Here is a 23,792-nt window from a genome sequence, read left to right as displayed (position 1 = left end):
GTTACGCCTGACTCGCAGCCGCACGAGCACGAGCGTGTTTGTTCTGCTTTTCGTCGTCACTGGTTTGCATCAATGAAATATTGAATTCCACATCCAGGTAGTTGTCTTTAAAACCTTTTTCAGTAATGCGTTTGCTGTCTGTGACTTCAACAGCTTCAACAACCAATTCATCCCTTGTGGCAAAGGCGAAGTCATCGTACGTATATTCATCACCCGCAAGATTGATTTGAGTTGTGAGATGTTTATACCCAGGCTTTGAAACAAAGTAGTGAATATGAGCCGGACGGTTGCCATGACGTCCAAGACTTTCAAGCACTTTCATCGTAGAGCCTCCAGGAGGACAACCATAACCGCTGGGTACAATGCTGCGCGCGCGATACTTTCCTTCAGAATCGGTCTTAATACGGCGACGAAGATTAAATTCACTTTGGGTAGGATCGAAGTGAGAGTAACCCCCTTTCTTATCTGCGTGCCAGATATCTACAATCGCGTCGGCAAGCGGGTTGCCGGCTTCATCGAGCACTTGTCCGTGAAGCCACATTTCCTGTCCGGGTGATTGGCCATCGTCCATTCTGGCCTCTCCATCACTCAATGGCGCGCCTTCCACATACAACGGACCTTCAATAGTACGCGGTGTGCCGCCGAGTTCACCGGCCAGGGCATCTTTAGCGTCTTCCCGTAAATCCAGGAAATGATCAAACCCGAGCCCCGGTGCAAGCAATACAGCTTCACCGTTAGCTCCCAGTTCATTGAGGTAGTTCACACCTTGCCAAAATTCTTCCGGTGTGATGTCCAGATCTTCGATCATCGTATAAATGTCTGTAAGTAGCCGATGCATAATCTGCTTATTTCGGGCACTGCCTGTTTCTTTATCGAGTCCGGCTGCTTTATGGAGCAATTCTTTAACGTGGTCGGTATTCATGATATTGGTGGTGATTGTCATCTTTTTTCTCCGATAATTTGTAACGGGTTTTCTGCCTGTTTGTTGGGAAGCTGCCACCCGGCTTACTTCCACCTTTCAAAAGCTTTCAGTAACTTCTGGCGTATTCCTTCAACTTATCTTCGTCCAGCGTCAGTCCCAGACCCGGTCCCCGGGGCACATCAACGCCAAAGTTGTGATAATTTAGAGGTGCTGTGACTATGTCATCACGTTGTAAAAGAGGACCAAACATCTCTGAGTCAGCCTGAAGTTCAGGGAGTGTTGACCAGGCATGAATTGCAGCAGCAGTTCCGATAGAACCTTCAAGTAAGGTTCCTCCGTAGAGATCGATTCCCGCAGCCTGACAAACGGTTGCCACTTTTAGCGCCTGTACCGGTCCGCCGGCTTTAGCAATCTTTAAAGCGACAGAACCTGAGAAGCCCCTTTTCGCTAATTCGAAACAATCATTGATATTTGAAATGGACTCATCGGCCATAACGCCGATGCGGTACTTATCTGCCAATCTCACAAGGCTGTCGAGCTGACCGGCTGAAGTAGGTTGCTCAACAATATCGACTCCGGCCTCTTGCAACAGAGCCATACCCAAATTCGCATCTGATTCCGTCCAAGCCTGATTCACATCCACGCGAATACTAATTTCGTTCCCCAGAGCAGATTTAATAGCTGCAACATGAGCAACGTCATCCTGCACACTGCGATTGCCAATTTTGAGTTTGAACGTATTGTGACGACCAGTTGCAATCATGGTTTTCGCCTCGTCAATATCTCTTTGAGTATCGCCGGAAGCCAGTACCCACAAACAAGGAATGTGGGAATGCAAAGTTCCTCCTAACAGTGTGGATAGAGGAACATTCAAAGTTTTGCCAAGTAGATCCAGAAGTGCGGTTTCTATGGCTGATTTGGCAATGCTGTTTCCGCGTATTGCGCGGTGAATGTCTTGCATAACAACCTGAGGATTGTCTGTACCCTTGCCTTTCAGCAAAGGTGTAATGTAACTGTCGATATTGGTTTTAATACTCTCCGGGCTTTCAGCGCCGTAAGCCAAACCACCTATAGTGGTACCTTCGCCAATCCCCTCTCTTCCTTCTGAATCACGTATCCTCACAATGACCATCGATTGCACAGCCATTGAGGTCATCGAGAGTTTGTGAGGTCGAATTGTTGGAATATCGACTATGTATGAGTTAATTTGTGATATAGTTGCCATTGTTAAATTCGTGTTACCAATTACCTTCTAAATGCAACTTACAGATATTTATTATTTACAACCAATATTGATTTAGTCCGAAGAAATACTCAGGAGGTATCGGTGGAACTCAGGCATCTACGTTATTACTGCGCCGTGGCAGAAGAAAAAAATCTCACCAGAGCTGCGGAAAAACTCTGTATGGCGCAACCGCCTTTAACACGACAGATAAAGCAATTAGAAGAAGAAATTGGCGTAACTTTATTTGAGAGACAAGCGCGTGGAATAGCTCTGACTCCTGCAGGGGAGTACTTTTGGAGGCAGGCGAAACTAATTTTTGAAAAACTGGACATTGTGATTAGCGAATCAAAGCGAATAGATTCGCGGAAGAAACAGATCTTCAGAATTGGTTTTGTACCATCGATATTTTATGGACAATTACCGCAATTAGTCAGGCGCTTAAGACCGATGACTGGTGCAGATATAGAACTGCATGAGTTAAAAACTGCAGAGCAGATTGAGGCCCTCAGAGCAGGTAGAATAGACATTGGATTTGGTCGTGTTGTAATGAATAATCTGGAATCTGATGTATCGCAGACCCTATTATTCCATGAGCCACTGGTGGCAGCCCTACCAGTTAATCACCCCATGGAAAAGAGTCAGCTCTCCTTGGAAGAATTATCTAAGTTACCAATGGTGCTTTACCCCGCAGGAAATACTCCCAACTTTGCAAATTTATGCCTTCAACTTTTTTCAAACCGTGGCTTACGGATCAAAGTAGCTCAACAAGTAAATGATGTTCAGACAGCTTTGAGCCTCGTGGCTTCCGAGATGGGGTTTACCCTTGTTCCGGAACAGGTCAAACGCATCAACCGGGATGATGTGAGCTTTATTCCTCTTTCCGATCACAATGTCACCTCTCCCGTTTTTTTAAGTAAAAGAGTTGAGCCGGAAGATGAGATTATGAAAGCTGCGATGGGGATTCTGGACGAATTGGTGCAAAACCGGATTCAGGGCAGATATCCCTGAATTCGTTTTAAATTATTCGTTTCAAACAGTGAAATTTTAGTTAAGGAACCGGGTGCCAAATTGATGTTTCGGACAGCCTCTTTGAGCCCATATTGCACGCAGATTTTATGCGACTGTATCGCAAGGAAGAGTAAATAAATTGTTGTTAAGAAGGGCTAGGATCTCCGCCGTTCTGGCGCTTTGGATTGCGTATACTTTGCTTTTTAACTAAGTTGATAATAGAAGAAATCACTGTCAGAATGCAGAAATTTTTCACAAAATTCATCTACAAAATCTGACTGCAGGAACCCACGTTTATTACGCGTAAACAGTACGATTATCTAAATATCTTTGCGAAAATACACTTGTCCTGCACCTTAGAAAAAAGCAATCTTTAGCTGCAAAAAAGCTCTTTAGTCTCAATAACTGCGTGTAGTTGTCGCATGCATTTTTGACACGATAACTGTGCGAGTAAACTCGCGCCAAATTATGGCTGAATTCGCGTAAAATTTTGAGAAATAGAATTTTCACAAATAGTCAGGCCCGATTCCTCTGCAGGCCACGGAAATAGCGTTACCCCTAGAGTAGGAATATTATTAAATTTGAACAACTCCCCCCGTTACTCCTAGAATAAAATTCTAGGGGTAACGCTCGATTTTTTTCTAGGGGTAACGCTCCGGAAAGGCACCTTACCCGAGACATTTTTTCACAATGTTTTTGTTAAATTGCTCGGCATAACCGTGACTCCTAGCGCCATTCTCTTCTAAACTTTGTATCACTTAAGACGAATTAAAATAGTTAGTTTCCTATGTAGTAACGAGCTCACCAACTTAAGATTATTTGCTCACAATTTTTCATTTTATTTGCCTTCAAGTATTTGAAGATACAAATAGCATTCAAGGAAGAGTTTTCGATGCTAGAAAACTATCGATACCAGAAGAGTTGTTATCTCTTTTTCCAGCTTGCTCAATGAGCACTCAGAAAAGCTCTTTTTCTCTTTCAGTTTTGGGTAAATAATTTTACTTGTTGCACACTATTCAGGATGGGGAAGAGTGTGGTAAGCCCCTAGCTCCCTAGACACTTTATAGCTTTATAATTACATAAACTATGAGGTGTTACTAATGAGCGGAAAACGCTACCCCGAAGAATTTAAAATCCAGGCTGTTGAGCAAGTCACGAAGCAAGGTCATTCTTTGTCCTCTGTGGCTGAACGTCTAGGTATCAGTTACAAGTCCCTGTCAGATTGGGTGAAGCGTTACGACAAACCTGCTAGCCAACGAAAGCAGGATGATGATCAGGCTGCAGAACTCCGTCGTCTTCGTGCTGAGTTAAAACGCGTTACGATGGAACGAGACATATTAAAGGAAGCCGCCGTGTACTTTGCCGGGGAGTCAAAGAAAAGTACACGTTCGTAAGGGAGCGGCTCCCGCGCTATCCAGTTAAAGTTATGTGCCAGATCCTCAATATCGAGCGCAGCGGCTTCTATGCTTGGCTCCAGGAGCCGTTAAGTGCCCGGGCCAAGGAAGATCAGCGATTACTAGGTAAAATCAAGCAGTTCTGGCTTGAAAGCGGTTGTACCTATGGTTACCGGAATATCACTATCGATTTGAAAAGCGACGGTGAGACATGCGGTAAGAATCGTGTCCACCGCATAATGCGAGAAGCCAGTATCCGCGCAGTGCGCGGTTACAAACGCCATCCAGGGTTCAAAGGCGGCAAAGTTAACATAGCTGCCCCAAATACTCTGAACCGCGAATTTATCGTCGATAAGCCAGATAGTTACTGGGTAACAGATTTTACATATATCCGTACCTACGAAGGCTGGTTATATCTTACCGTAGTTATCGACCTGTTCTCGCGACGAGTAGTAGGCTGGACGATGAAGAGCAGTCCAAAAGCGGACTTGGTCATTGATGCATTGCTCATGGCGGTTTGGCGCCGCAGGCCCAAGCAGAAGGTATTGGTTCACTCAGATCAGGGAATTCAGTATACCTCCTCAGACTGGCGTTCCTTCCTGAATGAACACAATCTGGAAGCAAGTATGAGCAGAAAAGGTAACTGTCACGATAATGCAGTTGCAGAAAGCTTCTTCTCTCTGCTTAAAAAAGATCGAGTGAAACGAAAAATATACCCGACACGCGCTCAGGCAAGGGCCGATATATTTGATTACATCGAAGGATTCTACAATCCAAGACGCAATCATGGTACAAATGGTGGACTGTCTCCAGTCAGATATGAAAAGCAGTATTATCAGCAGCTTGAAGATGTCTAGAAAACTGGGGGCTTACCACCCTTTTATCACAATCGGATTTTCCTCACTGGATGTGTCCACTTCCCATTTTGGCAAACAGAAAAATCATATTATGCAGGATAGATGTTGACAATCGGATCAAAAACTAAAATTGTTACTGCAATACGGAGGTGCTCCATAGATGTAATAGGTCGCATCTGAAATACCCTATTCAAGACAGACTTCTTTGACCAGTCTGCCTGCTTCCACATCCTTTGATACCTGTTTGCAAAGAAAAATGATGCGTCTACTCAGAGTATATAGGGACTAAGAATAATATTATCCACCTGTTTTCTATGTATATTTTGCGTTATAAAAAAGCTTATTAACATGACCTTATAAAGCATTAAAGTCACAAACCAGCTATTACGTTGTTTTTACTTTCAACACTTCATTTCAAGAAGTCTAAGGATTATCTGTCACAGCATATCTTTTCTCTTTATTTCAACATCTGTCAAAGCTGAAGGTGAATTCTGTTTAAATAAATTTACATTGTCTGAAATACTTTCGACGCTGAGCAACTTATTAGTAAAAATCCGGTAGCCGATTCAACTCCTGCAAGCATGCGTAGATGCCCAGTCGGTTCAATACTTCCAAGGCCGAGCGTAGTTATGGTCGTTAGCGAAAAATAGAAAATATCGCCTGAGCTTGCCGGCTGCTTAAAGTCGCCCAAGTCCAAAAACAGACCGGCTTTATACGCAACCGCGAAAACAACGGCGAGTAAAAGCTGACTGGAAATGGCAATGAAGACCAAAACAGGCGTTTTTGACCAGACTCTATCGTGATACGCAATTACCCTGTCAGCTAACACAGAAATATTAAAGAGATGTATAGAAACACTCACTAAAAGTGTCACCGCACTGATAATTATTGCTGTAAACATTTCGCCCTCCATTGGTACAAATCTTGAACTATCGTATATGAGCTTCTCTTACCCGTCATGACGAGAGGATATTACACAAATCAAATTTCTATTGAGTAAGGATTACATATGAAATACACCAAATTTGTCGCAATGATCGTCACTTCAACTATGGCGATGTTTGTCATGATGTATTTGAACACTTACGCAGTTTCGCATGTATGGTTCAGTGAAACACGAACCTATATGGCAATTTATATGGGTGCAGGCATGGCGATAATCATGTTGGCATTTATGCTTGGCATGTATAACAACAAAAAGCTAAACGTGGCCATTTTTTCACTAGCAGCAGTGCTTTTTGCTACTTGTCTCTACCTTGTTCGCTCACAAAGCACCATATCTGATACGGACTACATGAAAGCAATGATTCCTCACCATTCAATTGCCATTCTTACCAGTGAGCGTGCCGGCATAGAGGACGTACGTGTGCGTGAACTGGCAGATGGTATTATTAGAGCGCAACGAAAAGAGATAAAAGAGATGGAATGGCTGATTAACGACATTTCAGTAAACGGAAAGATAACTAATCAATCTGATGTTGCTCAGCGACCCATTCCTGAGTTCGAAGGCAGACTGAATCAAGGAGAATAAAATGAATAAAAAAGCTATCCTTTATCGAATGGTGACTGACGAACACATATGTCCTTACGGCTTACGATCAAAAGATCTATTGGAACGTGAGGGGTTCTCAATAGAGGATCACCATCTCACCTCTCGTGAAGAAACCGATAAATTCAAGCAAAAGCATAGCGTCAAAACGACACCTCAAACTTTTATTAATGATAAACGAATTGGAGGCTATGATGATCTCAGGGACTACTTCGGTAAAGATGAGGCAGGTCAGACAGGTACAACATACACCCCTGTTATTGCTATTTTCTCTGTGGCAGCCCTGCTATCACTGGCATATCAGTTCGCAATATCAGGCGAGTTTGTCTCAATTAGAACACTGATGTTGTTCATTGCCTTTTCTATGGCCTTTCTGGCTGTACAAAAACTAAAGGACCTATATGGCTTTACTAATTCATTTATTACCTATGACTTACTGGCAATGAAATGGCTGCGCTATGGCTATATCTATCCATTTATCGAGGCTTACGCCGGAATTGGTATGGTTGCACAATTGCCTGCACTTGTGGTTGCACCATTTTCGTTATTCATCGGTATGGTAGGTGCCATATCCGTTTTTAAAGCAGTTTACGTTGATAAGCGCGAGCTCAAATGTGCCTGTGTCGGTGGGGACAGTAATGTCCCTCTGGGATTCGTGTCTTTATCTGAAAATCTGTTTATGATCGCTGGTGCATTAATAATGTTGCTGATGTAAACCGCATTTCTTTACAGTATACCTCGAAGTTCCGGCTTCGAGGTCGCTAATAAAACTGAGACACTACAGTATCACCTGCCGCATGTATGAATTCATAACCGCTTAGCGATACAAACTGAGATCTTTTCCTCGACTCCATCGTATATTTGGTAATTGAAGATGCGTTAACCATAAGCAAACTTACTTGTACAAAAGTATGCCGCAGAATAGCAAAATCTTGTCAGGAATCTAAACGCTGAGTTATGAAACTTCCCATTGTTTTTTCGTCCCTCGGAATTTTATTGGCACTATTTATATGGAAGGCCAACACCTGCGATGAGGAATCAAAACAGCGCACTGCCAGTGCAATGTATGCTATACCAGATATAAGCATCACTGCTGACGAAATTATACATTATCTTCTATCAGAAGATATGGATACGAACGGTGCATCTCATAGCGACACACCAGATTGTTGTGAAGGCGGTTGCTCTTGCAAGATGACAAACTGTCATCACATTTTTTCTCTAACGAACTTACTGCCGTATTATTTAAATTCAAAATTCGCAGAGCGTTATAAATTTACTGTTCTGTCCGTTCCTTCAACCATTGCAGCACCGCCATACCGGCCACCAATAGCCTTTCTCTGAATATCATTAATATTGTTATTTCAGTCAGGTTGGAGTTATTCAACCTGAAAGTATCACTATTGAAGGCTAACTTTATGAATAATTCATTTAACGACGGTCGTCGCAGGTTCGTTCTTGGTGCTATGACTGCGAGCGCAGCGGCGGCTCTGACTAAGGTCAGTCCGCTTTGGGCCGCGCCCGCTGGTCGTCACTTTAAAGATCAGGTGCTGACTGATGACATTAAAAATCTGACGATTGCTGAGGCCAATTTAGCAATAGGCTCAAAAACTGGCCTGCCTATTACCATCAACGGCCAGATGCCGGGGCCCCTGATAAGGCTAAAAGAAGGTCAGCGTGCTCAACTGAATGTTACCAACCGACTTGAACAAGATACGTCTATTCACTGGCACGGCATTATTTTGCCCGCTGGGATGGATGGAGTACCAGGCGTTTCGTTTGCTGGGATAAAGCCAGGTCAGACATTCAATTATGCGTTTGATGTAGTGCAAAACGGAACATATTGGTATCACAGCCACTCCGGTCTTCAGGAGCAACGCGGGCATCTTGGCCCACTCATCGTTGAGCCTGCCGACGGAGACATCGGCGCAGATCGGGAACACACTATCATCCTAAGTGACTGGACCTTTGCTGACCCTCACGACGTGATGAGAAAGCTGAAAGTGGCTGAGGGTTATTACAATTACCAAAAGCGAACTATCTTCGACACATTGGAAGATGTTGAGAAAAAAGGTCTTAGCGAAACATGGAAGGAACGCGCCATGTGGGGCGCAATGCGCATGAGTCCTCGTGACATCGCAGATGTCACAGGCAGCACTTACACCTACCTGATGAATGGCCGCACCCCAGAGGATGACTGGCAGGCGCTGTTTAATGTGGGTGAGAAAGTGCGTTTACGCATCATCAACGGTTCTGCTATGACCTACTTTGATTTTCGTATTCCGGGATTAGAGATGACGGTTGTTGCTGCTGACGGTCAGCCCGTTAAGCCGGTCAATGTAGATGAGTTCCGAATTGCAGTAGCTGAAACTTACGATGTCATTGTCCAACCAAAAGAACGAAAAGCTTATACCTTTTTTGCTGAGAGTTTTGACAGAAGCGGCTATGCCCGCGGCACGCTCACTCCATCAATAGGCATGACTGCTGCTATTCCTCCGCAACGAACTATCACGGAGCGCGGCATGGCAGCAATGGGCATGGACATGTCAGGCATGGACGGTATGAACACGCAAAAATCAGGAGGCATGAAAAAAGGAAAGGCTTCTTCAGAAATGGAAATGAAGAAAATGGCCCAGCATGGCGAACACACGATGCATAGCAACATGATGCAGGGGGATATGAAATCTTCACGGGTGCTGCCCGTAGAAAAGATAGACATTGTTCATAGTGAAGACGGGCATGGTCAAGGCGCCGCTATGATCGCACAAAATCCACGACCGCGTTTAGACGAGCCGGGCATAGGGTTGGAAGGCAGTCCACATCGCGTATTGGTTTACGCTGACCTAATAGGCGAACATGGATGGCCTGATGAGCGAGAGCCAGAGCGTCAAGTCGAGCTTCATTTAACAGGAAACATGGAAAGATACATGTGGTCGTTCGACGGCAAGAAGTTCAGCGAAGTAGATGGGTATGTCCGTTTTAATTTTGGAGAGCGGCTTCGTCTAGTTCTGGTTAACGACACCATGATGGACCATCCCATTCATTTACATGGTATGTGGATGGAACTGGAAAATGGCCAGTATCCAAGACCGAGGAAGCATACCATCAGCCTCAAACCCGGTGAGAAAGTATCGTTGCAGATTAGCGCAGATGCACTCGGAGAGTGGGCTTTTCATTGTCACCTGCTTTACCACATGGAAGCGGGCATGTTTCGTGTTGTTCAGGTTGCATAGGAGATGAAGATGAACAAGATATTGTCAACAGGGCTCATCGCCTTTGCTCTAGGCTTCAATAATATGGTAATGGCGCAGTCAAAAGATAACTGGCCGTCTCCTATTCCGAATGAGAACTTTGGTCAGGTACTGTTTGACCGACTCGAGTATACGCGAACTGATGAACAACAAAATCAGGCTGTGTGGGATATGCAGGCCTGGTATGGCGGTGATTATCATCGCTTAGTGTTTAAAAGTGAAGGTGAAAATACCCAAAACGACGGCATGCCCACGGATCTTGAACGCGCCGAGGTACTTTACGGGTACCTCGTTTCTGCTTTCTGGTCTGTGCAGGTCGGCCTTGGTACGAAAGGCGAAATGTCGTCAGATGCTGACATGGAAAACTATGCGGTGATCAGTTATCAGGGACTCGCCCCCTATTGGTTTGAAATGGAAAACTCACTTCGTATCAACGAAGACGGTGACATGCAGTTCATCAATGAAACAGAATACGACTGGCAATTAAGTCAGGTTTCCTATCTGCAACCGCGCCTGGAAGTAGTAGCTAACCTCACCGATTCGGAAAAATATAACCGCCACAGCGGGCTGAGTAACATTCGTATCGGCTTGCGGTATCGTCATGAGATTGTGAGGGAGGTAGCGCCCTATGTCGGCGTTTATTACAGCAAAGCCGTTGGTAATACGGCTGACGCTCTGAAAGCAGAGGGCGAGTCAACCAGCGAAACCGGTGTCGTGTTAGGTGCCAGGATTTGGTTTTAAAAATTCTGCTAAAGATGAGAAATAACCGGCAAGACAGTGCCGGTTATTTCAAAAAGCAAAACCTTCGAATATCTATTTTTCTGACCAATGTTTTGATGTACACAGCGAGCCACTGCTGCGTCTGATTTGGTCAGACGACAAAAAGGGATAATTTATATGAATGCTCATGACCATTCAAATAATAAAGATTCGTTAAGTCTCTGGGGCGCGGTATCAATGGGAACTGGTGTGATGATTGGCGCAGGTATATTTGCCTTAACCGGTCAAATAGCTGAGCTGGCTGGCACATGGTTTCCGTTTGCGTTTCTTGTAGCAGCGATAATTGCAGGATTCAGTTCATACAGTTACGTCAAAATGGCACAGAAATACCCTTCCGCAGGGGGTATAGCCATGTTCTTAAAAAAAGCTTATGGCAGAGGCCTGATGACCGGGGCCTGCGCATTGCTGATGTTTTTTTCCATGGTTATCAATGAAAGCCTCGTAGCCCGTACATTTGGCACCTATGTCCTGCAATTGTTCGACTCTCAGGGCGCTGAATGGCTCATTCCCGCACTAGGGGTGAGTCTTCTTATTGTTGCATTTATTGTCAATATTCTAAGCAACCGGTTCATTCAGACGCTCTCATTTATCATGGCTTTTATCAAAATCGCCGGGCTGGCGATTTTGGCAATAGGCGGACTGTGGGCAACCGGCTTATCGTTTGAAAGTGTATCAGCGCAACCCCGGGAAACCAGCGCAACCGGATTTCTGGGAGCTGTAGCACTGGGTATTTTGGGCTACAAAGGCTTCACGACAATCACAAACAGTGGCGGCGAGCTAAAACAACCGGAAAAAAATGTTGGAAAGGCCATTATCATTTCTATTTCAATTTGTGTAGTACTGTATGTTTTTGTAGCGTTTGCAGTTGGCGCAAACCTGTCAATTGACGAAATTATACAGGCTAAAGACTATTCTCTAGCTGAGGCATCACAACCTGCCTTCGGCCAGTATGGCGCATGGTTTACAATAGCCTTTGCGATTATTGCCACCTCTTCTGGCGTCATCGCCAGCATATTTGCAGTTTCCCGCATGCTATCAATGCTTACATCAATGCAACTTGTGCCCCATCGTCATTTTTCATTACCGGGAGATTTAAGAAGGCATTCGTTAATTTATACGTTGGTAATCGCAATAATTCTGACCATATTCTTTGACTTAAGCCGGATAGCATCGATAGGCGTAGTTTTTTATATCGTGATGGATATTTTCATCCATTGGGGTGTGTTTAAACGCCTAAGAGATGACGTACACGCCAAAACCTGGGTGCTGGTAAGTGCGATTATTCTCGATTTCGTTGTACTTCTGGCGTTTTTGTGGGTTAAAGCAAAGTCAGATATTTTTATTGTTTGGATTTCTGTCGCCGGACTTCTTATTGTCTTCGCCGCCGAAAAATGGTTTCTAAAATTACATGCGTATGAAGAAGATGACACGAATTATAACTGATGTGAGTAACTGGTTAGTAAATAAACTACTCCCACTGGAAAATAAAACCGTCAACGGGGACTGAGTAGTAGTCGAAGCAGTGTGCCCTTCTGTCATGGGGCAGTAAGGGAAATAACCGGCATTAGCGTGCCGGTTATTTCCTCTCACGGCATCCTTTAGCCGCTTTTTTGTTGCTTTATTGTATCCAGTATTTCAGCAAACTCTTGTCCCTGCTGCTTTGACTCAGAAGACTGGCTACAGCCCGATTTCTCTGTGCCGGTTTGATTGAGTAATTCCGTGGTTTTCTGCAATGCGGAGTCTGTATAATTGGTTACCATAGTGCCTCACTTTTATTTAAAACAATAAACTAGCAAATAGTGTACCGACGTTAAGATATTAAAAGCTGGCTATTTATTTTGCCGGCCCCCTGCTACTGCCTATTGTAAATTATGGCAATAAGCCAACCCAGTACGCCTGTAAGCAATACCCACAAAACACCACCTATCACGATACAGGCATGTGCCATCCCATCCATTGCCAGTCTGTGTGCAACGCAATACCTGTCATCGTGGGCATTGTATCCAGTAGCGAAATGACAAATAAGGAACAAACAGTTCATACCAGACCAAACACCTCTGCAGGTTTGCACGCAAATGTATTTTTTTGAATTTTAATCTTAGACTTCCTTTAGCCTGCTTAATATAACGGCTTCACTCAGGGTTGATGCTGAGTGAGAGCCAAAACACATAAATATTATTTACGCTTTCTGTGAGAACGTTGCGGCGATTGATGGCAACTCCACGGTTTGTGCGTAGCATTGTCTTTTATATTCTGATCGACGAACTGGTAGTATCCTTCTTTCGTTTGTGTCCACCAATCATTGTGAAGAGCTGCACCGTGTTTCCGAATGGTCGCTTCAATCCTCTCTAAGTCTATATGTGTCGCATCATAAGCAAGGTGAATGACACCCTGTTGGATATTATAACTCACCTCATCAATTCCAAAGAGCCTGTCGATTTCTTCAATAAGGGAGTCACTATTTGCCTCATTTACATTACTTAGCCGCAAATTTCGGATTACCAAATTGGCCTCCCTAACACCTACTCTATGATCTAAATCGCTCATAATTTACTCCTTATGGATTAGTTTTAATGTTTTTTTGACATGGATGAATGGTGACCATCCATGTCAGACATCATCATTTCCATCATGTTGAGATGTTTTTCCGCCATATCAATCTGACTATCCATAGACTGTCCTTTCATTTTCTTATGCATCATTTGCATCATGTCCATCATGGATTGCATTTGTTTTTTCATCATCTTATGCTGCTTCTGCGGGTCTTTTTCCGCTTTGATAGCGTTAACCTCTTCCTTCATTTCCATCATTTTGGCATCCATCATATGCATACTATTTTCAGACATATTCATACCCATTTTCATATCTGGTTTATCTGAATGCTGGTGTTCATGCTCCTCCATACTTTGAGCAGAGACTGTTGCCATCATTAATAAAGACGTTGCAAAAAAGAATGACTTAATGGGTGTTTTCATGATTTTTACCTTCAACATTAAGGTTTAGATATGGAATCCAGCTCGGTGTAGTTTTGATATAATTCATATACAGCTCCCCAAATTCCGCAATGGCCAGCGCTTCTTCACGCTTAGCCAGTTTTACATACACAACAACTAAAATTGGAAACATGCCCAGTGTAGGAAGGGTTGGCCACTGCAACAAAAAACCGAACATGATCATAATAAATGCTAGATATTGAGGATGGCGACAACTTGCATACCATCCTGTGGTAGCTAATTGATGGTTCTTCTGAGCGTGGTGCAGTACATTCCATGCTGACGACAATATAAAGAAACCCGCGACAATAAACACCATACTGGCGATATGAAACGGATCCCAATGTGCATCACCTTGAACACCGAAGAAAGTGTGTAACAGGTGGCCATTTTCGTGCGCTAAGAAGTTCACGTCAGGGTACGTCTCGGTTAGCCACCCAGACAAAAAATAGATAGTTAAAGGGAATCCATACATTTCGGTAAACAGAGCGACTATAAACGCAGAAAATGCGCCGAGACTGCGCCAATCAGTGTTTGTTTTTGGTTTTACAAAACTGAATGCAAAAAAAATGAAAATCGCCGAATTAAGCAATACCAGAGACCAAAGTCCATAATCAGATGTTTCAGTCACGATCTTTCTCCTTTCTGTGCGCTTCTTTTCGCCCTTCCTCTAATCCTTGAATGTAGCCATCACGATAGGCAGCGTTTTTATCGCTCAATTCCTGAAAACTCTCCTGTTTACTTTCAGCGTCAGGAGAGTGGTCGTGTCCGTGTTTTCCGTGGCTACCGTGCATGAACATGTGCATAAATGGGCACAGCAGCAATATCAGAAAGGGGAGAAACTGGGCAACATGATGACCATGTTCAAAAATTAAAAAATAAGTTGCGGCGGCAATAAGGGCTAACGCCGCCCAACCGGTAGGTGTCGACCAAAATTTAGGATGCTTGCTTTTCATGATTAGCCCTATACCACTTTGAGAACACCGCGATACATCTGCATTTGGCAGTGAAAAGCATGTTCGCCCGGTGGAATATCTGGAAGGTGGATTTGCGTGACTTTATTCAGTTTTAACTGCTCACTGATATTGAGTGTGGGGATAAGCAGTGTTTCTGAGCAGGGAGTTTGATCTTTTCGCAAAAATTTAAGTGTAACAGGTTGGTTTGCGTTTACCTGAATGGCGGACGGCGAATATACGCCATCCTTGACTTCTATTGTCACATCATTGTTGATTACCATTGTATTGTCGGCTGTATATAGCCAAAACCACCAGACAATCAGCGCGATAATTGCTAGTCCCATAAGGTTAATAATCATCATAATGTGTCTCCTTAGTGCTCTTGTGCCTTAAAAAGGCGAAGTCGATTGGCATTCGACACGACTGTTAGCGAAGAAAAGGCCATAGCGGCCCCAGCAATGACCGGGCTTAACAGCAAACCAAAAAATGGATAGAGCACGCCAGCAGCGAAAGGAATACCAGCCACGTTATAAACAAACGCACCAAACAGGTTTTGTTTAATATTACGTAAGGTAGCTTTGCTTACCACGATTGCATCAGCCAAGCCATGTAGAGAGCCGCGCATAAGGGTGATATCTGCACTTTCAATCGCAACATCTGTACCTGTTCCTATGGCAAAGCCAACGTCTGCCAACGCAAGTGCCGGGGCATCATTAATCCCATCCCCCGTCATGCCCACTATTTCCATCTGATCCTGAAGTTCCTGCACTTTGTTGGCTTTGTCTTCCGGCAATACTTCAGCAAAAAATTCGCTTATCCCCGCTTTATTTGCCACCGCTGCGGCAGTTTCCTTATTATCACCTGTTAACATGATGACTCGGATACCATTGGCTTGCAGGCGTTTGATGGCAGAAATAGAGTCTGATTTTATGGGGTCGGCAACCGCAATGATGGCTGCCAGTTGTCCATCTACTGCGAAATACATCGGGGTTTTGGCTTCTTTGGCCAGAGCTTGTGCTTTATCGGTGTACTTGCCTAAGTCCACCTGTTTTTTTGCCATGAGCTTGCTGTTACCAAACAACAAGGCTTTTCCATCACAACGGGCTTCGACTCCCATACCCGTAATGGCGTTAAATACCTCAATTTTAAGCAGCTCGATATCTTGCTCTAAGGCACTTTCCACTATCGCCATAGCCAAAGGGTGTTCGGAACCGCTTTCCAGACTGGCCGCCAGTTGCAGCACTGTCTTTTCATCACTGGCATTGACTAAAATAATGTCAGTGACTTTGGGTGTACCTTCCGTAATCGTCCCGGTTTTATCCAGTATCATTGCAGTGATTTTTGATGCAGTTTGTAGCGCTTCGCCATTGCGAATAAGCACGCCTGCTTCAGCAGCCTTGCCAACCCCCACCATCACTGACATCGGCGTGGCCAGGCCTAATGCACATGGGCAGGCAATTATCAGTACTGTGGTGGCTGAAACGATAGCAAACGCCAGTGCTGGCTCTGGCCCAAAGTTCAACCATGCCAACGCACTGAGCACAGAAACAATCATGACAACAGGAACAAAATAGGCAGATATCACGTCCGCTAAGCGACCGATAGGCGGTTTTGAATTCTGTGCTCGTTTGACCATCGAGATGATTTGGGCCAGCGCGGTGTCTTGACCCACTCGTGTCGCTTTGAATAAAATCATGCCTGACTTGTTGAGGGTCCCCGCTACAACTTCATTTTCTAACATTTTTTCAACGGGCATGGGTTCACCCGTGAGCATGGACTCATCGATCGAGGTATGACCTTCAATGACGACACCATCAACGGGAATTTTCTCACCGGGTCTGACTTTGATAACATCATTGAGCAGCACTTGCTCGATAGCAATCTGGACCTCTTTATCGTCCCGAATGACTGTTGCGGTTTTCGCCTGTAGCCCAATCAAACGTTTGATAGCTTCCGATGTTTTGCCTCTGGCTTTGAGTTCAAGTGCTAAACCTAAGTCAATCAAGCCAATAATCATGGCTGTCGCTTCAAAATATACGTGCCTTGCCATTAGCGGCACTGTGTCAGGCACAAATACAACCAACATCGAATAGAACCACGCGGTGCCCGTACCAAGCGCAATCAGGGTATCCATATTGGCAGAATGATTTTTAAAGCTCTTCCACGCACCAATATAAAAATGCCTGCCGGAAAAGAACATGACACCTAGCGTTAGCAGGCCAACGACAAACCATGACAGTCTCTCTGTATTGGTCTCAACCGTCATTTCACCGACAACAATGCTATAGATCATTAGGGGGACACCCAACGAAAGCGCAATAAAAGTATCCCGCATCAACTTTTTGTAATAGGCCCAATCTGCGGCTTCTTTTTCATCAAGAGCATCAGTGTCGGGACTATCTTCAAGTGGCTTGGCGTTGTAACCAACAGACTCTACGGCTTTAACCAATGACTGAGCATCCGCTGTACCCGATATAAGCACTGTTCTGTCTGCAAAATTCATCTCTGCGCTCTGCACCCCCGGTGTCTGCTTCAAGGCTGCTTCTATTTTGCCGACGCAACTGGCACATCCTGCACCTTCTATTACTAATTGTTGCTCTGTTACTGCTGCGCTCATGGTGTTCTCCTTTTTCTCACATTCCGAAGATTTCTTTTTAGACTGACAACAACAACTTTTTTCAGAAAAAACATCTGCGTTAAACTGTGTTATTTCCTGTCCTCCTCTAAAGCTGTATGTTCAAACCCTTCTATCAAATGACATACCATGTGTGGGGTTGGGGCTTTATCTTCCATTAATTCCCATTTACTTACTGCTAACGTCATATTTTCGCGTAGTAATTGCATTGCTTTAAACTGTCTTTCTGTTTCTGCCAGTCTTTCTATAATTAAGGTTCTAACCAGAGGACAAGCCGTCTTACCGTGATCTGCTTCACTAAGAATTTGTTTGATATCATCAACCGAGAAACCTAGTTGTCTTGCGCTTAATATGAACTTCAATCTGGAAGCATCTTTCGTTGAATAAAGCTTATAGCCATTGTCAGATTTAGCCGGATTGACCAACTTCAAGCGTGTGTAATAGCGCACAGTGTCTGGCGTAGTAGCCAATGCTTTTGCGATCTCTTTAACCTTCATGGTTACTCCGCTGTCTTTCACCTAGGTTTATACTCTCACCTTGAGCATAGACCTGTGTCTAAGACACAGGTCAAGCAGGATTTTATAGTTTCAGTTAATCTTCTGATCTCGAAATCAACGTATTCATACCCCGCTAGCGCGAAGCGACCACTATTTTGCTGTTTGTTTGCTAATCGGTTCTTTTAATTAATAATTTTAGTATTTTTCAACCCGGAATTGGCGTAAAAAAGATGCACCTATCCTGTGATTAGCTTATTTTGGGGGGATGATAGGGAGGTGAATAGATACCAGCCAATGGATTAATTTTCAGTTCAAAAAATGAACCCAGATTAGCGTTCTTGCTTTGTAGCCCATAATTTTCTGTCGTCACGAAAGTCTGCAAATGGAAAGCTGTACAAAATCCACCTTTACAACAAGAGCATTGTCCTGATTGACATTTCTGGCAATCCTTTTCATTTTGACCATGTCTTGCAGTCAGGTCAGAGCCTTGCTTGTATGCGGAGTGCGATGTATGAGAAGGACCTTCTGTCGATTTATCAGTCTGTGGATGGAAGGTTGATTCTGCATGGTCATCACATCTCATAGGCATAGCAATAGCAAAACTGTGCTGTGTTAGCAGCACAGTAACTAACGCTATCTTTAACCACCTAAATATGCGATACATGAAAAATCTACCCGTTATCATCAGGATAAACTAGCAAATACCCAAACACTCCTTCTTGATATGGATCAAGTTTTACACAGCCGGATTAATTAGACCAATGAATATGAATGATTTTCCAACTTCCTTTTTGCAATTCCAGTATCATGGTTTCCATACTTTCATAGTCACGTTCTTTGCCTTTATAAACACCTTTTGTATGACTTCTTGAAATCGAAATGGCAGTTGTTCCAACAACCTCTACCTGATGCTCTAGCGTTTGACTATCCACTGCGTTTAAATACGCCATATCAGCTAACATATGGTGCTGAGCGTATTCGAGCGCACTTCTCTCTACGCCACCGCCTTCAAAAATTGTTACATCATCAGCAAGTAAATCTTGTGCTTGTTGCTTATCTCCTGATTTCAATGCCTCATGAAAGGCAACTACAACTTTTGCAGCAGGAGAGTCTAATCCCTTGAATAGCGCTTCATTTTGATGTTTATCACCATGCGCAAATACAATGGAACTAAATGTAGCAACGGAAAAAAATAAGGCCGTTATAATTTTCATTTTTATCTCATTTTCAGGACGCTGGACCAACAACTGAGGTTAGCACAGCAGTTACCAACAATATGGCAAAAGCAATCATCATTTCTATTGTGATAGATTTTGACAATAACTGTCTGCCGGTTCTATTTTTAAGTTCTGGAACAAGTTTTAATTTGTGTCTGGCCGCGATAGCCAAAATGCAAATGACCAAACTTAATTTCAAGAGCAAGACTTGGCCATAGCTTGACTTGAGCAAGTCATCGAAACTATTGACGAGTTGAGTCACCAGAATCAAGCCCGCTATGAATAACAAGCTCACCAGCACAGATGCTTGTCTTCCAAAGCGTTCCATGACATTCAATAATTTGTCGTCGCTTAAATAATTGCAGGCAAGTTTTAGCGGATACAATGCGCCAAACCACCACGCCATTACGAGTACATGAAACATTAATAGTAACTGTTTAATGAAATTAAGCTCGGAGACATGCCCTAATAAGATAAAGGAGTACGCCAACACCAAGACAATTGCCATCATCAATGCGTACTCAATATAATGCTTATACTTGGCTGATTGAGAAGTAGAAGATACTGAAATGATTGCTAAGGCAGCAAGCAGTCCAAGTCCCCGCATTAAAGTAGTGTCGCCTATAGCCGTACTCCACATAATACTGACCATGTCAGGATCAAATGCGCCTTGTATTCCATCTTCTGCCATTGCACCTGTCGTAGCAAAAAACCAAACGAAAGTTGCAACAATAGCGAGTATCACAAATGCAGTCGTCAATTTCCGATAATTGATATTTACTGCTGATTTAGACTCGGTAAGACTGCTATACGCAAAAAATGTATATCCAGCCACTACCGCAAACCCCATATAAAACATCAATTTGGATATCACTATCACAGTATTCCAGATATACATTTCCATTATCATTTTCCCTCTTAAATTAATGCACCATGAAGCTGAAGCTTTCTTTCATTTTATGCCCATCAGCACCCAGTATGATTAATTCGACTTGGTAGTGAGCAGGACTCAGTTTTGGCAAGCTCCATGAAAAATGAGCAGCGGCTTCCTTTGGTGGTGTAAAATCAAAGTCTACTTCATCCCCTTGCTGGTTTTTTAAGACCACTTTAATCAGTCTGACTTCCTTACTGAAACTGACTGCTAGCTCACTTGGACTTTCCATTAGCATCGCATTATCAGCAGGTACACTGGATTCAATCTCAATACCTTCATGAGCCATAGCGATACTGCTGAACAGCAACCCCAAAACTGCAACCGACTTAATTAATGTTTTCATTTTTACCTCTTTTGTATATGAACCTATCGTATAGAAAAATCTTGTTTCGCTTTGTTTACGTTAAAGTATGACCATTTAATCTCCTTTTTGTGGAAGTGCCTTGATGGAAGGCAAGCGCATTAGAAAATAAATAGCAGGCAGTACAAGCAGCGTCAGTACAACGGCACTTGCCATTCCGCCAACCATTGGCGCTGCAATACGACTCATAACCTCAGAGCCGGTGCCGGTGCCATATAAAATAGGTAGAAGACCAACAATAATGGCGGCAGCGGTCATCATAACCGGGCGCACGCGCATGCCTGCCCCATCCAGAACCGCCTTTCGCAATTCCTCAATGTCAGGCGACCGATTTTCTGCCAGGCAACGAGCTTTGAGTGCGTTAATAGACTGATTGAGATAGACCAGCATAATGACGCCTATCTCTACCGCCACACCTGCCAGTGCAATAAAACCGACTCCAACAGCAACCGAGAAATTGAATCCTTGCAGATACATCAGCCATATGCTGCCCACCATTGCTAACGGAAGCGTCCCCATAATGACAGCGACTTCGGCGACATTTCTGAAGTTCAGATACAGCAAGATAATAATGATGGCGAGAGTCAGAGGCACAACGTAGGTTAGTTTCGCTTTTGCCCGAAGCATATATTCATACTGACCTGACCAGTTTAATGAGTATCCGGCAGGCAATACTAATTTGTCGGTTACGGCTTGTTGCGCTTGTTGTACATAACTGCCGATATCGACACCATCAATATCGACAAATACCCAACCATTAATCCGGGCATTCTCACTTTTGATCCCCGGAGGCCCGTCTTCTACGTACACTGACGCGACGTCCGCTAAGGCAATGCGCATACCATTGGGTGTCACTATGGGTAATCGGGATAATTGTTTGGGTGAATCCCGGTAGTCTTGCGGATACCTCAGGTTGACCGGATAGCGTTCCTGCCCTTCGACGGTTTGAGTTACATTCATCCCACCTATCGCAGAGGCAACTACCTGCTGGACATCAGCAATATTCAGTCCGTATCGGGCGGCGTTTTCACGGTTAATATCGACTTTTAAATAGCGCCCTCCGGCAACCCGCTCAGAGTAAACCGATGCCGTCCCCGGCACATCTGCGAGTATGGTTTCAAGTTGTTTACCAATATCCTGAATCGTACCGAGATTAGCTCCTGCTATTTTTATGCCCACAGGGGTTTTAATTCCCGTTGCCAGCATATCAATGCGCGTTTTGATGGGCATCACCCATGCATTAGTGACACCGGGGAATTTAACTAATTGATCAAACTCTTTTTTAAGACTTTCCGTTGTAACGCCATCTCGCCATTCAGATCGAGGCTTAAGTTGAATAAAGGTCTCGATCATAGTTAGTGGTGCAGGATCGGTGGCCGTTTCAGCGCGGCCTACTTTACCAAACACAGTTTCAACTTCAGGAACAGTTTTAATCAGTTTGTCGGTTTGCTGTAATAGCTCTCTCGCTTTGCCAATCGAAATACCCGGATATGTCGTTGGCATATACATCAGATCCCCCTCATCCAGTGGCGGGATAAATTCGCTGCCAATTTTATTTATGGGCCAAAACCCGATCACAGTGACCCCAATTGCAACCAGAATGGTTGATTTGGGAAATCTGAGCACAAAGTTCAATAGCGGCACATAAGCAGCAATGAGCAGCCGATTAATAGGATTTTTATGTTCGGGCAGGACTTTACCTCTGATGAAATAGCCCATTAACACTGGCACAAGCGTAACGGCCAATGCCGCAGATGCAGCCATAGCGTAGGTTTTTGTAAAGGCTAAGGGGGAAAACATCCGACCTTCTTGTGCCTCCAGTGTGAAAACCGGAATAAAGGACACCGTAATAATCAGCAGCGAGAAAAACAAAGCAGGTCCGACTTCGCTGGCGGATTCTGCGACAATTTGCCAACGGTTTTCTTTAGTAAGAGGGGTTTTCTCCATATGCTTGTGCATGTTTTCAATCATAACAATTGCGCCATCGATCATGGCCCCGATGGCAATAGCAATACCTCCCAGAGACATAATATTGGCGTTAATGCCCTGTAGGTGCATGATGATAAATGCCGCTAATATGCCAACCGGTAAGCTGAATATAGCCACGAGTGAAGACCGCACATGAAAAAGGAACACCACACAAACCAAGGCAACGACCACAAACTCTTCCAGTAATTTATGCCAGAGGTTTTCTACTGCTTCTCCAATCAAACCTGAACGATCATAGACAGTGACAACTTCAACCCCTTCAGGCAAACCTTTTTGCAATTCTTTGAGCTTGGCTTTGACACCATCAATAGTCTTTTGCGCATTTTCACCAAAACGCATTACCACCACACCACCAACGACTTCACCCTCACCGTTTAGCTCGGCAACGCCTCTGCGCATTTGTGGTCCAAGGGTAATTTGCGCCACATCACCAATGGTTAGTGGTGTACCTTGTGAATTGATTCCCAATGGAATGGATTCAATGTCTGAAATATTCTTGATATAACCAGAGGCGGTTACCATGTATTCGGCTTCTGCCATTTCAACTACTGATGCACCAGTTTCCTGATTACCGCGCTTTAATGCCATCTGGATGTGACTTAGCGGTATGCCGTAGGCTCGCAATTTATCAGGATCGACCTGAACCTGATACTGCTTAACCATGCCTCCCACCGCAGCTACCTCAGATACACCGGGTACAGTCTGCAATTCGTATTTGAGGAACCAATCCTGAATGCTACGTAATTGACTTATATCGAGCTGGCCGGTTCTGTCCACTAAGGAATATAGGTAAACCCAGCCCACCCCCGTCGCATCAGGACCTAACTGGGGTCTGGCATTTTCTGGCAGAGAAGGTGCAACCTGACTAAGGTATTCCAATACCCGGCTTCGTGCCCAATAGAGATCTGTGCTCTCATCAAAGATCACATAAACAAAAGAATCGCCAAAAAATGAATAGCCCCTGACCGTAACGGCACCGGGTACGGATAACATTGCTGTCGTCAGAGGGTACGTCACCTGATCCTGCACCACCTGTGGTGCTTGACCGGGATAGTTGGTTTTTATGATGACCTGAACGTCAGACAGATCGGGAATGGCATCGACAGGGGTGTTCTTTAACGAAAACAGACCCAAACCAATTAAAATCAATGTGGCCAGAAGGACAAAGAAGCGATTACCTATCGACCATCTAATGATTGATTCGATCATAGTTGTCTCCCATTA

At 44.1% G+C, this 23,792-nt stretch carries 22 protein-coding genes; 7 read left to right on the top strand and 15 right to left on the bottom strand.

What is annotated here, in order from left to right:
• Nucleotide 1: 1 nt before the first annotated feature.
• Both catA and DS731_RS05480 read right to left on the bottom strand, forming a co-directional pair.
• A complete protein-coding gene (gene catA / locus DS731_RS05485; protein WP_119500378.1) occupies nt 2-943 on the bottom strand; it encodes a catechol 1,2-dioxygenase in 942 nt (313 codons plus the stop codon).
• A gap of 85 nt (nt 944-1,028) precedes the next feature.
• Complete coding sequence (locus DS731_RS05480; protein ID WP_119500377.1) at nt 1,029-2,147, bottom strand: muconate/chloromuconate family cycloisomerase; 1,119 nt, start codon at nt 2,145-2,147, stop codon at nt 1,029-1,031.
• Between the two features lie 102 nt (nt 2,148-2,249).
• Here DS731_RS05480 and DS731_RS05475 point away from each other — a divergent pair, with 102 nt between their 5' ends.
• Nucleotides 2,250-3,155, top strand: coding sequence for a LysR family transcriptional regulator (locus DS731_RS05475; protein ID WP_119500376.1), 906 nt, complete (start codon nt 2,250-2,252; stop codon nt 3,153-3,155).
• 1,100 nt (nt 3,156-4,255) lie between these two features.
• Nucleotides 4,256-5,406, top strand: a protein-coding gene (locus DS731_RS05470; RefSeq protein ID WP_119500375.1) for an IS3 family transposase whose coding sequence is annotated in 2 segments (ribosomal slippage) — nt 4,256-4,493 and nt 4,493-5,406 — 1,152 coding nt in all. Because the reading frame shifts where the segments join, the coding sequence is not laid out codon by codon here.
• A gap of 505 nt (nt 5,407-5,911) precedes the next feature.
• Here DS731_RS05470 and DS731_RS05465 read toward each other — a convergent pair.
• Nucleotides 5,912-6,307 carry an ion channel gene (locus DS731_RS05465; RefSeq protein ID WP_119503314.1) on the bottom strand — a complete coding sequence of 132 codons (396 nt, stop codon included), beginning with the start codon at nt 6,305-6,307 and terminating at the stop codon, nt 5,912-5,914.
• Between the two features lie 108 nt (nt 6,308-6,415).
• Here DS731_RS05465 and DS731_RS05460 point away from each other — a divergent pair, with 108 nt between their 5' ends.
• The 5 genes from DS731_RS05460 to DS731_RS05440 all read left to right on the top strand — a co-directional run bounded on the left by DS731_RS05460 (nt 6,416) and on the right by DS731_RS05440 (nt 12,429).
• Nucleotides 6,416-6,937 (top strand): DUF305 domain-containing protein, encoded by a 522-nt coding sequence (locus DS731_RS05460; RefSeq protein ID WP_119500374.1) that lies wholly within the window; start codon nt 6,416-6,418, stop codon nt 6,935-6,937.
• A gap of 1 nt (nt 6,938) precedes the next feature.
• Nucleotides 6,939-7,670 (top strand): MauE/DoxX family redox-associated membrane protein, encoded by a 732-nt coding sequence (locus DS731_RS05455; RefSeq protein WP_119500373.1) that lies wholly within the window; start codon nt 6,939-6,941, stop codon nt 7,668-7,670.
• Nucleotides 7,671-8,373: 703 nt separating this feature from the next.
• Nucleotides 8,374-10,188 (top strand): copper resistance system multicopper oxidase, encoded by a 1,815-nt coding sequence (locus DS731_RS05450; RefSeq protein ID WP_119500372.1) that lies wholly within the window; start codon nt 8,374-8,376, stop codon nt 10,186-10,188.
• A gap of 9 nt (nt 10,189-10,197) precedes the next feature.
• Nucleotides 10,198-10,947, top strand: coding sequence for a copper resistance protein B (locus DS731_RS05445; RefSeq protein WP_181013653.1), 750 nt, complete (start codon nt 10,198-10,200; stop codon nt 10,945-10,947).
• A 156-nt stretch (nt 10,948-11,103) separates the two neighbouring features.
• Nucleotides 11,104-12,429: an APC family permease gene (locus tag DS731_RS05440; RefSeq protein WP_119500370.1), complete on the top strand. Its 1,326-nt coding sequence runs from the start codon at nt 11,104-11,106 to the stop codon at nt 12,427-12,429.
• Nucleotides 12,430-12,584: 155 nt separating this feature from the next.
• On the opposite strand, the gene DS731_RS22015 is transcribed toward DS731_RS05440, so the two are convergent.
• The 12 genes from DS731_RS22015 to DS731_RS05380 all read right to left on the bottom strand — a co-directional run bounded on the left by DS731_RS22015 (nt 12,585) and on the right by DS731_RS05380 (nt 23,777).
• Nucleotides 12,585-12,746, bottom strand: coding sequence for a hypothetical protein (locus DS731_RS22015; RefSeq protein ID WP_181013652.1), 162 nt, complete (start codon nt 12,744-12,746; stop codon nt 12,585-12,587).
• A gap of 415 nt (nt 12,747-13,161) precedes the next feature.
• Nucleotides 13,162-13,533 (bottom strand): cation transporter, encoded by a 372-nt coding sequence (locus tag DS731_RS05430; RefSeq protein WP_119500369.1) that lies wholly within the window; start codon nt 13,531-13,533, stop codon nt 13,162-13,164.
• Between the two features lie 23 nt (nt 13,534-13,556).
• Nucleotides 13,557-13,961, bottom strand: a complete 405-nt coding sequence (locus tag DS731_RS05425; protein ID WP_119500368.1) for a hypothetical protein — start codon at nt 13,959-13,961, stop codon at nt 13,557-13,559.
• Entirely contained in the window at nt 13,945-14,610 is a 666-nt protein-coding gene (locus DS731_RS05420) for a methyltransferase family protein (protein ID WP_119500367.1), read from the bottom strand. Before DS731_RS05420 ends, DS731_RS05425 begins: the two co-directional genes overlap by 17 nt.
• Complete coding sequence (locus DS731_RS05415; protein WP_119500366.1) at nt 14,603-14,935, bottom strand: DUF2933 domain-containing protein; 333 nt, start codon at nt 14,933-14,935, stop codon at nt 14,603-14,605. The genes DS731_RS05420 and DS731_RS05415 overlap by 8 nt, the downstream gene beginning before the upstream one ends.
• Before the next feature lie 8 nt (nt 14,936-14,943).
• The gene (locus tag DS731_RS05410; protein WP_119500365.1) at nt 14,944-15,297 is read right to left on the bottom strand and encodes a cupredoxin domain-containing protein; all 354 of its coding nucleotides are present in this window, start codon (nt 15,295-15,297) and stop codon (nt 14,944-14,946) included.
• 11 nt (nt 15,298-15,308) lie between these two features.
• Complete coding sequence (locus DS731_RS05405; protein ID WP_119500364.1) at nt 15,309-17,552, bottom strand: heavy metal translocating P-type ATPase; 2,244 nt, start codon at nt 17,550-17,552, stop codon at nt 15,309-15,311.
• Nucleotides 17,553-17,641: 89 nt separating this feature from the next.
• Nucleotides 17,642-18,067: a MerR family transcriptional regulator gene (locus DS731_RS05400; protein WP_119500363.1), complete on the bottom strand. Its 426-nt coding sequence runs from the start codon at nt 18,065-18,067 to the stop codon at nt 17,642-17,644.
• 749 nt (nt 18,068-18,816) lie between these two features.
• On the bottom strand, nt 18,817-19,281 hold the full coding sequence (locus tag DS731_RS05395; RefSeq protein WP_119500362.1) for a YybH family protein: 465 nt from the start codon (nt 19,279-19,281) through the stop codon (nt 18,817-18,819).
• A gap of 13 nt (nt 19,282-19,294) precedes the next feature.
• The gene (locus DS731_RS05390) at nt 19,295-20,188 is read right to left on the bottom strand and encodes a copper resistance D family protein (protein ID WP_119500361.1); all 894 of its coding nucleotides are present in this window, start codon (nt 20,186-20,188) and stop codon (nt 19,295-19,297) included.
• 19 nt (nt 20,189-20,207) lie between these two features.
• Nucleotides 20,208-20,561, bottom strand: a complete 354-nt coding sequence (locus DS731_RS05385; protein ID WP_119500360.1) for a copper resistance CopC family protein — start codon at nt 20,559-20,561, stop codon at nt 20,208-20,210.
• 75 nt (nt 20,562-20,636) lie between these two features.
• On the bottom strand, nt 20,637-23,777 hold the full coding sequence (locus DS731_RS05380; protein ID WP_119500359.1) for an efflux RND transporter permease subunit: 3,141 nt from the start codon (nt 23,775-23,777) through the stop codon (nt 20,637-20,639).
• Between the last annotated feature and the right edge of the window lie 15 nt (nt 23,778-23,792).

It is taken from the genome of Alteromonas sp. RKMC-009, from assembly GCF_003584565.2.
GTDB lineage: Bacteria > Pseudomonadota > Gammaproteobacteria > Enterobacterales > Alteromonadaceae > Alteromonas.
The sequence above is the reverse complement of the archived record's forward strand: the minus strand, read 5'-3'. Positions and strand labels throughout refer to the sequence as shown.